Source organism: Vibrio sp. 070316B, assembly GCF_013114115.1.
Classification (GTDB): domain Bacteria; phylum Pseudomonadota; class Gammaproteobacteria; order Enterobacterales; family Vibrionaceae; genus Vibrio; species Vibrio chagasii_B.
The window spans coordinates 57,159-63,534 of the sequence record NZ_VTYC01000032.1 but is presented as its reverse complement, the minus strand read 5'-3'; the positions used below and the strand labels follow the sequence as shown (position 1 = coordinate 63,534).

Here is a 6,376-nt window from a genome sequence, read left to right as displayed (position 1 = left end):
TGCAGCGAGTTGCTGGGTATTTATACAAGGCAGAGGCTTTGATGTGTAGCTAGCCTACATGAGAAGCCGATAACGCAGTAGAAATGACCAGCAAACGCTGCCCGAAGGGTTCGGCTAAAAGCGTTTTACTCTTTGTTGAGGGAGATTTGCTTAGAATGACTAGGCTACATCTCCCTCGCCGCGATTAAAACGCTTTTGTCTCGAACAAAATTTAACCACGAAAGATCAACACGCCCTAATAGCCGAGTACAATTCTGTGCTCGGCTACTTAATTTCTACAGGTTTCACTTTTCGATTGTAGTACTTAAGCGTATTTATGCTTTAAGCTGCCACGATAACTACTCATAATAAATAGAAGGAATAAGCGTGCTGAAATCTCATCGTCATAGCTGCTACGGCATTGCTGCCATTTTACTTTGGAGCTGCTTAATTGCGTTATCTCGTAGCGTGTCAGAGCAATTAGGCCCAATTGGCGGCGCAGCCAGTCTTTACACAGTGAGTTCACTGTTTTTGGTTTGCGTGATGGGGTTACCTAAGCTGAAACGCTTCTCAAAGTCTTATTTGTTGATTGGTGGCGCGCTGTTTGTTTGCTACGAGATCTTTCTAGCCTTGGCATTAGGCATGGCAAATAACCGACATCAAGCCTTAGAGATGGCGGTTATCAATTACCTTTGGCCTGCGCTGACAGTATTGTTTGCGGTATTACTCAGCGATAAAAAGATAAATTGGCTGGTTTACCCAAGTATCTTTTTAGCTTTCTTTGGTGTGGCTTGGAGCATCAGTGGCGACCAAGGCCTCTCTGTTGAACAGATTGCGGCAAATATCGCGACTAACCCCAAAACCTATTCGATGGCGTTCTTCGGCGCGATTATTTGGGCGGTTTACTGTAATTACACTCAGAAAGTTGCGAAAGGGCAGAATGCGATTGTGTTGTTCTTTATCGCTACAGCGATCACCTTGTGGATCAAATACGCACTGAGCAGTGAAACCGGTATGGTAATGACGAGCAGTGCCGCGATTGATTTGGCTCTAGCGGGCGTGTGTATGGGCGCGGGTTACGCGCTTTGGAATACCGCGATATTGGGTGGCAACATGGTCTTTCTCGCAACTATGTCTTACTTCACGCCAATTTTTGCAACCTTACTCTCTTCTATGATTTTAGGTTTAACGCTGACTATCACATTTTGGCAGGGAGTATGTATGGTGACGATTGGGTCGCTGGCTTGCTGGTGGGTTACAAGAGAGAAAAAGCCGACGGTTAAGGCGTCGGCTTCTGAAGAGGTTCAATCTTAATAGCAATTGTGTTTATCTACCGATTGCTAGGATGAGAATTAGCTTGCGATATTGAGGTTCAGTTGAAGCTCATATGGCATCTTAGATAAGCGTCGCTTTAGTTGGCGGCGCGTACGTTCAATATCATCGACCGCAATCGCTTGTTGGTCGTTGGTATGAATATCAACGTTGATTCTTAGCTCAGGACCAACCTTAGTCACACCGATTAGCTCCAAATCTTGTTCTGCTTCTTTGTCTACCGCGACAACGTTCTTATCTACCGCGTCACAAATTTCTTTGTTTGCCGACATCATTAGTAGCTCACGCATAGCTTCTCTTAGCATATCGAACGGTACTTTGATGAAGTAGAAAGACATCAGCAACATCATCATCGGGTCGGCATACACAGCGTACTCTGCGAACGGCGAGAATGTCATTGACCAAGCCACGACGAAACCTGCTGTTACCGCGACACTCAACAGTGTATCCATTTGCCACTGCTTAGACTCAGCTTGAATCAAGCCTGATGAAATGCTCTTACTCTTCTTAGCGATATACCACCATGCATAACCACAGCCCAATACGTTAAAAATACCAAACAGAGTTGCGATAGAAGCATCAACTTCACGACCACCTGTCATCAAAGCGCCAATCGCTGAATACAGTGAATAACCAACCACAAGTAAAATGACAGCGGCTTTAATCGTGATGACGATAGGTTCAATGATCGCACGACCAAACGGGAATTCACGATCAGAAGGGCGATTAATGTATTTTGAGGCAGCTAGTGACAATAAAGTTAACAGTAAGCTGATAAGAGAGTAGACACCGTCAAATACTATGACCAGAGAGCCAACGAGAAGACCCAACACCAATCCGCCAATAGCGAAGCCTGATGCTAAAAGGGCTGAGAACAATAGAACTCGATTTTCGTTTTGGCTTTTCCTGTCACACATAATATTTTCCAGATGTTTTTGATAATTTCATTGTTCTAATATTGAGCGAGATTTTCAAACTTTATCTGATGATGTTTATGTTACAGAACATGGTTTTTTGTATTATTCATTTTAATTCAGTTATTTACATTAATTTTCAGGTGTCAGTAAAATTGACGATGACTGTTTTCGTGGACTAGTGTGCAACTGAATCAAGATCGCTTATCATTAATAATACACATCATTCAGCGGTGTTTTATAGCGCAGTGAAGGGCATTAGCGCTTGGAATAGTGGGAAAGAAAGGATGACGATGAAGTTTGATGATATTAGCGATAGCGATTTGTGGGCAATCGCTAACCCTATTATGGATAATTTGATGGAGGGCTCAACCAATGTTGATCATGCCCAACATTGTCGCGACTTTACTCAACGAATGAAGGACATAGTGACACCTGAGTATTTAGAAAAGGTGTGTCATCATTATCAACACAGCAACGGCTTTTTTGCTGAGCGCGAACCTGTTGCGGTGTTTAGGCGTTCTGATTCCGTTGCTTTTATATGGAAGCAGGCATACACCATTGCCAAAGGCGAATTCGTTGCTGAAATGGTGCTAGTTGAAGAAGACGGACGCTATTTAGTTGACCACGTGATGGTCTTCTAACAAGCGCTAATTAGAAATCAAACAAATAATCGCTCAGCTGGTCCGCAAGCCAGTTCATACCTGGGTGTTCTGCCATCCCGGCTGCCGTAAACATGCAGTAATCTTCTTGAGTCAGGCCGTAGGTGTGTTTGATCACTGCTAGTTCTTGTTCACGTAGTAAGTGACGAATCAATGGCTCTGGCATTACGCCCCATGCCTCTTCACGTAAAATCGTATCCAGCATAAAGTCAAAGCTAGAGAAACCAATGTAACGACGAGAGAAGGGCTCAAGCTCTGGATTATCTTTTTCATTAAGATAAACCATGGTCGCTTGCATCGAATTTCTTAGTACTTCGTCGGAGACGCGGCGCATTGCACTCAGGTCATGTCCTTTCTTACACACAGACATCATCCGAATCTTACCAAGCGGGTTATAGATGATTCGTGGGTCGTCTACACGTTCGTAATCAACACCGAATGCAAAATCAACTTGTTGAGTTTCGACGAGGTTGGCTAAGTCACCACTCGATGCTAGAACGAAGTTGAAAGAAGTAGAAGGGTACTTGTTATTCAGCGTGTGAGATAAATCTTGCCACATTTCATCGGGTAGAGAATCATCGCGAGCAATCCATATCTCGGCGTTGAACTCACCAGAAACATGGAGGCAGGTTTGTTTAATACGCGCCGCTGTCACTAACATTCCTTCGCAATCTTTATAGATGGCTTTGCCTGCTTCAGACAGCTCGACGTGGTTGCCGCTGCGTACGAAAAGTTCTACATCTAACTCTTTCTCCAAGGCTTTGATAGACATACTAAGCTTGGTTCGGTTGCATTCTAGCTGCCGTGCAGCTTCAGAGACTGATCCTAAATCAGCAACAGAACAGAAGGCTTGGACTTGAGAAAGGTTCATTTCATTTCCAGATTAGGCGGGTATTGGTGCATATTATATTGAATATTGTGCTGGCTATCTTAGAAATAGTCCATCTTTGCATGATAACTCTATGACGAATTGACTAATTTAGTTTACTCTGGGCAGGTTCCGAACCTACAAGAAGTAAAGATGGAGGCCATGATGGCGAAACAATGGGACGAGTACGCCGTTGATTGGGATAAAGATCCCGCGACCGCAGTATTCGCACAGTCCGTATTTGACCAGTTAACACAGCTCGTTGATTTAAACGGAACCCGTGTCCTTGATTTTGGTTGTGGTACAGGACTACTCAGCCAAAAAATATCTCCTTTAGCAAAAGAGATTATCGCACTCGACATGTCTGAGGGGATGATTGAAGAGCTAGATAAGAAAGAACTACCCAACGTTGAACCGGTTGTTGATATTCTATCGCGCGGGCTAGCAGCGCAGCATCCAGCATTCAGAAACCAGTTTGACTTAGTGGTGGCATCGTCGGTTTGTGGCTTTCTCCCGAACCTACAAGACACAGTTAGCCTAATTTATACGCTACTCGAAAACGATGGCACATTTGTTCACTGGGACTGGTGTCTAGAAAACGACAGCGATGACTACGGCGTAAGCCCGGAGCGCTCAGAGAACGTATTGAGTGCTGCTGGATTTTCTGTTGTTGAAGTATCGGTACCTTTCTCTGTTGATACCCCACAAGGCAAGCTAAAAGTACTGATGGGCGTTGGACGTAAGTAGTTCATTTGAAGCTTATGGCTAAGTGATTAGCGAGAACTAAAATCCAAAACACGTTTTAGCGAACAAAGTAAAACATAAATAACCGAACCCACATCAACGGCCTTAGTGCCAGTTATGTGGGTTTTCTATTTTTAATTGTTGAGATTTATGACACTTACTAACGTTTTAAACGCATAAATCCGCCCCTCGAAAATCACCCAATTACAAACTACTTATTTCCATTTTGGAAATGTATCCTTTCATACATTTCACTAGTGGAAACTAAATGGCCAGATATAAAATAAGCCCATAACAATTTTAAGGGTTTTATCATGAGCCACCAATCTGCTTCTCCACAACTTTCCAAGCAGCAACAACGCTTTAGCAATATCATTTCAGATGCCAATCTGTCACCAAAACAGAAGTCGAGCTATCTTGCCTTAGAGGCTGAAGCGAGCCTACCGTACATGCCGGTAAGTAGTGAAGTAGAGCAAGCCTTACAGCAAGGCGTGTTATGTGACATGTTTGAAGGTCACGCCCCATTTAAGCCGCGCTATGTGCTTCCCGATTATTCTAAATACTTACATCAAGGCTCAAAGTACTTAGAGCTTAGCGCGGCAACTAATTTCGATGAAGCATTGAACATGCTTACCATCCTTTACCATCACGTTCCATCGGTAACATCTATTCCTGTTTACTTAGGTCAATTGGATGATGTATTAATGCCTTTCGTTGGCGACTTAACAGAAGAGCAGGTTTATCAGAAGCTTAAGTTATTCTGGATCATGCTGGACCGCACACTGCCAGATGCGTTCATGCATGTGAATATCGGGCCAACAGACAACGTTATCTGCCGTACTATTTTGCGAGTTGATGCTGAACTCAAGCAGATTGCGCCAAACCTTACTTTTATGTATGACCCTGCTGTAACACCTGATGATTTGCTACGTCATGCTGCGAGTAATATTTGTGAATGCAGCAAGCCACACATCGCTAACTACCCAGCACACGCTGCGGCATACGGTGATAAGCGCTTTGGCATCGTTAGCTGTTACAACTCTCTGCCCCTAGCTGGTGGCTCAAACACGTTAGTACGTATGAACTTGAAACAAGTGGCGTTAAAGTCTGAAGACAGTGTCGATTTCCTACAGCAAGTGTTACCACACTACAGCGCTATCATGGTTGAGCTGATGAACGCTCGCAGCCACTTCTTGCATGAAGAATCTAACTTCTTCGAAGGCTTCTTAACTAAAGAAGGTTTGATTGAGGAAGATCGCTTTGCACCAATGTTCGGCATCTACGGTATGGCTGAAGCTGTGAATATCTTGATGGAGAAAGAGGGTAACGCAGGGCGTTATGGTCATGACGAACAAGCTAACCAACTTGGACATCGCATTTCAGAAAAACTGGCTGAGATCGTTGATAGCTCTGAAGTGAAATATGGTTTAGAAGGCAAGGCTCTATTGCATGCTCAAGGTGGTATCAGCCTAGATGAAGGTGTAACACCAGGTGTGCGTATCCCTTATGGAACAGAACCAGATCCTGTCTCTTACGTTCGTGCGACAGCGGGGCACCACAAGTTCTATACCTCAGGTATCAGCGACATTTTAACCATCGACGAAACAGTGAAGTCGAACCCTGAAGCTATGTTTAACCTGTGTAAAGGTGCAATCCAAGCGGGTTACCGTGAGTTTACCGCTAACGTTGCATCAAACGACTTAGTTCGTGTGACAGGTTACATGATTAAGTTGTCTGACATCGCTAAATACGACGAAGAGGGTTCGCGCACCAACACGACTTTCTTAGGAGCTGAAGCGGCGAAAAATACGGGCATCTTAGAGCGTAAACCGCGTGTGGCAGCCTTAGAGATGTCGCCAACGTACGAATAACCTAGT

General features: G+C 44.1%; 6 protein-coding genes. 4 read left to right on the top strand and 2 right to left on the bottom strand.

Annotated elements, in window-relative coordinates; all coding sequences use genetic code 11:
• The first annotated feature begins 366 nt into the window (after positions 1–366).
• Positions 367–1,293, top strand: a complete 927-nt coding sequence (gene yddG / locus F0251_RS19785) for an aromatic amino acid DMT transporter YddG (RefSeq protein WP_061031166.1) — start codon at positions 367–369, stop codon at positions 1,291–1,293.
• A gap of 38 nt (positions 1,294–1,331) precedes the next feature.
• Here yddG and F0251_RS19780 read toward each other — a convergent pair whose 3' ends face one another.
• On the bottom strand, positions 1,332–2,228 hold the full coding sequence (locus tag F0251_RS19780; RefSeq protein ID WP_061031165.1) for a cation diffusion facilitator family transporter: 897 nt from the start codon (positions 2,226–2,228) through the stop codon (positions 1,332–1,334).
• 290 nt (positions 2,229–2,518) lie between these two features.
• On the opposite strand from F0251_RS19780, the gene F0251_RS19775 reads away from it, so the two are divergent.
• The gene (locus F0251_RS19775; RefSeq protein ID WP_008218874.1) at positions 2,519–2,869 is read left to right on the top strand and encodes a hypothetical protein; all 351 of its coding nucleotides are present in this window, start codon (positions 2,519–2,521) and stop codon (positions 2,867–2,869) included.
• A gap of 10 nt (positions 2,870–2,879) precedes the next feature.
• Here F0251_RS19775 and F0251_RS19770 read toward each other — a convergent pair whose 3' ends face one another.
• Complete coding sequence (locus tag F0251_RS19770) at positions 2,880–3,758, bottom strand: LysR family transcriptional regulator (RefSeq protein ID WP_010428915.1); 879 nt, start codon at positions 3,756–3,758, stop codon at positions 2,880–2,882.
• A 162-nt stretch (positions 3,759–3,920) separates the two neighbouring features.
• Here F0251_RS19770 and F0251_RS19765 point away from each other — a divergent pair, with 162 nt between their 5' ends.
• Positions 3,921–4,502: a class I SAM-dependent methyltransferase gene (locus tag F0251_RS19765; RefSeq protein ID WP_171731663.1), complete on the top strand. Its 582-nt coding sequence runs from the start codon at positions 3,921–3,923 to the stop codon at positions 4,500–4,502.
• A 311-nt stretch (positions 4,503–4,813) separates the two neighbouring features.
• Positions 4,814–6,370 (top strand): YjjI family glycine radical enzyme, encoded by a 1,557-nt coding sequence (locus F0251_RS19760; RefSeq protein ID WP_171731662.1) that lies wholly within the window; start codon positions 4,814–4,816, stop codon positions 6,368–6,370.
• Positions 6,371–6,376: the final 6 nt, after the last annotated feature.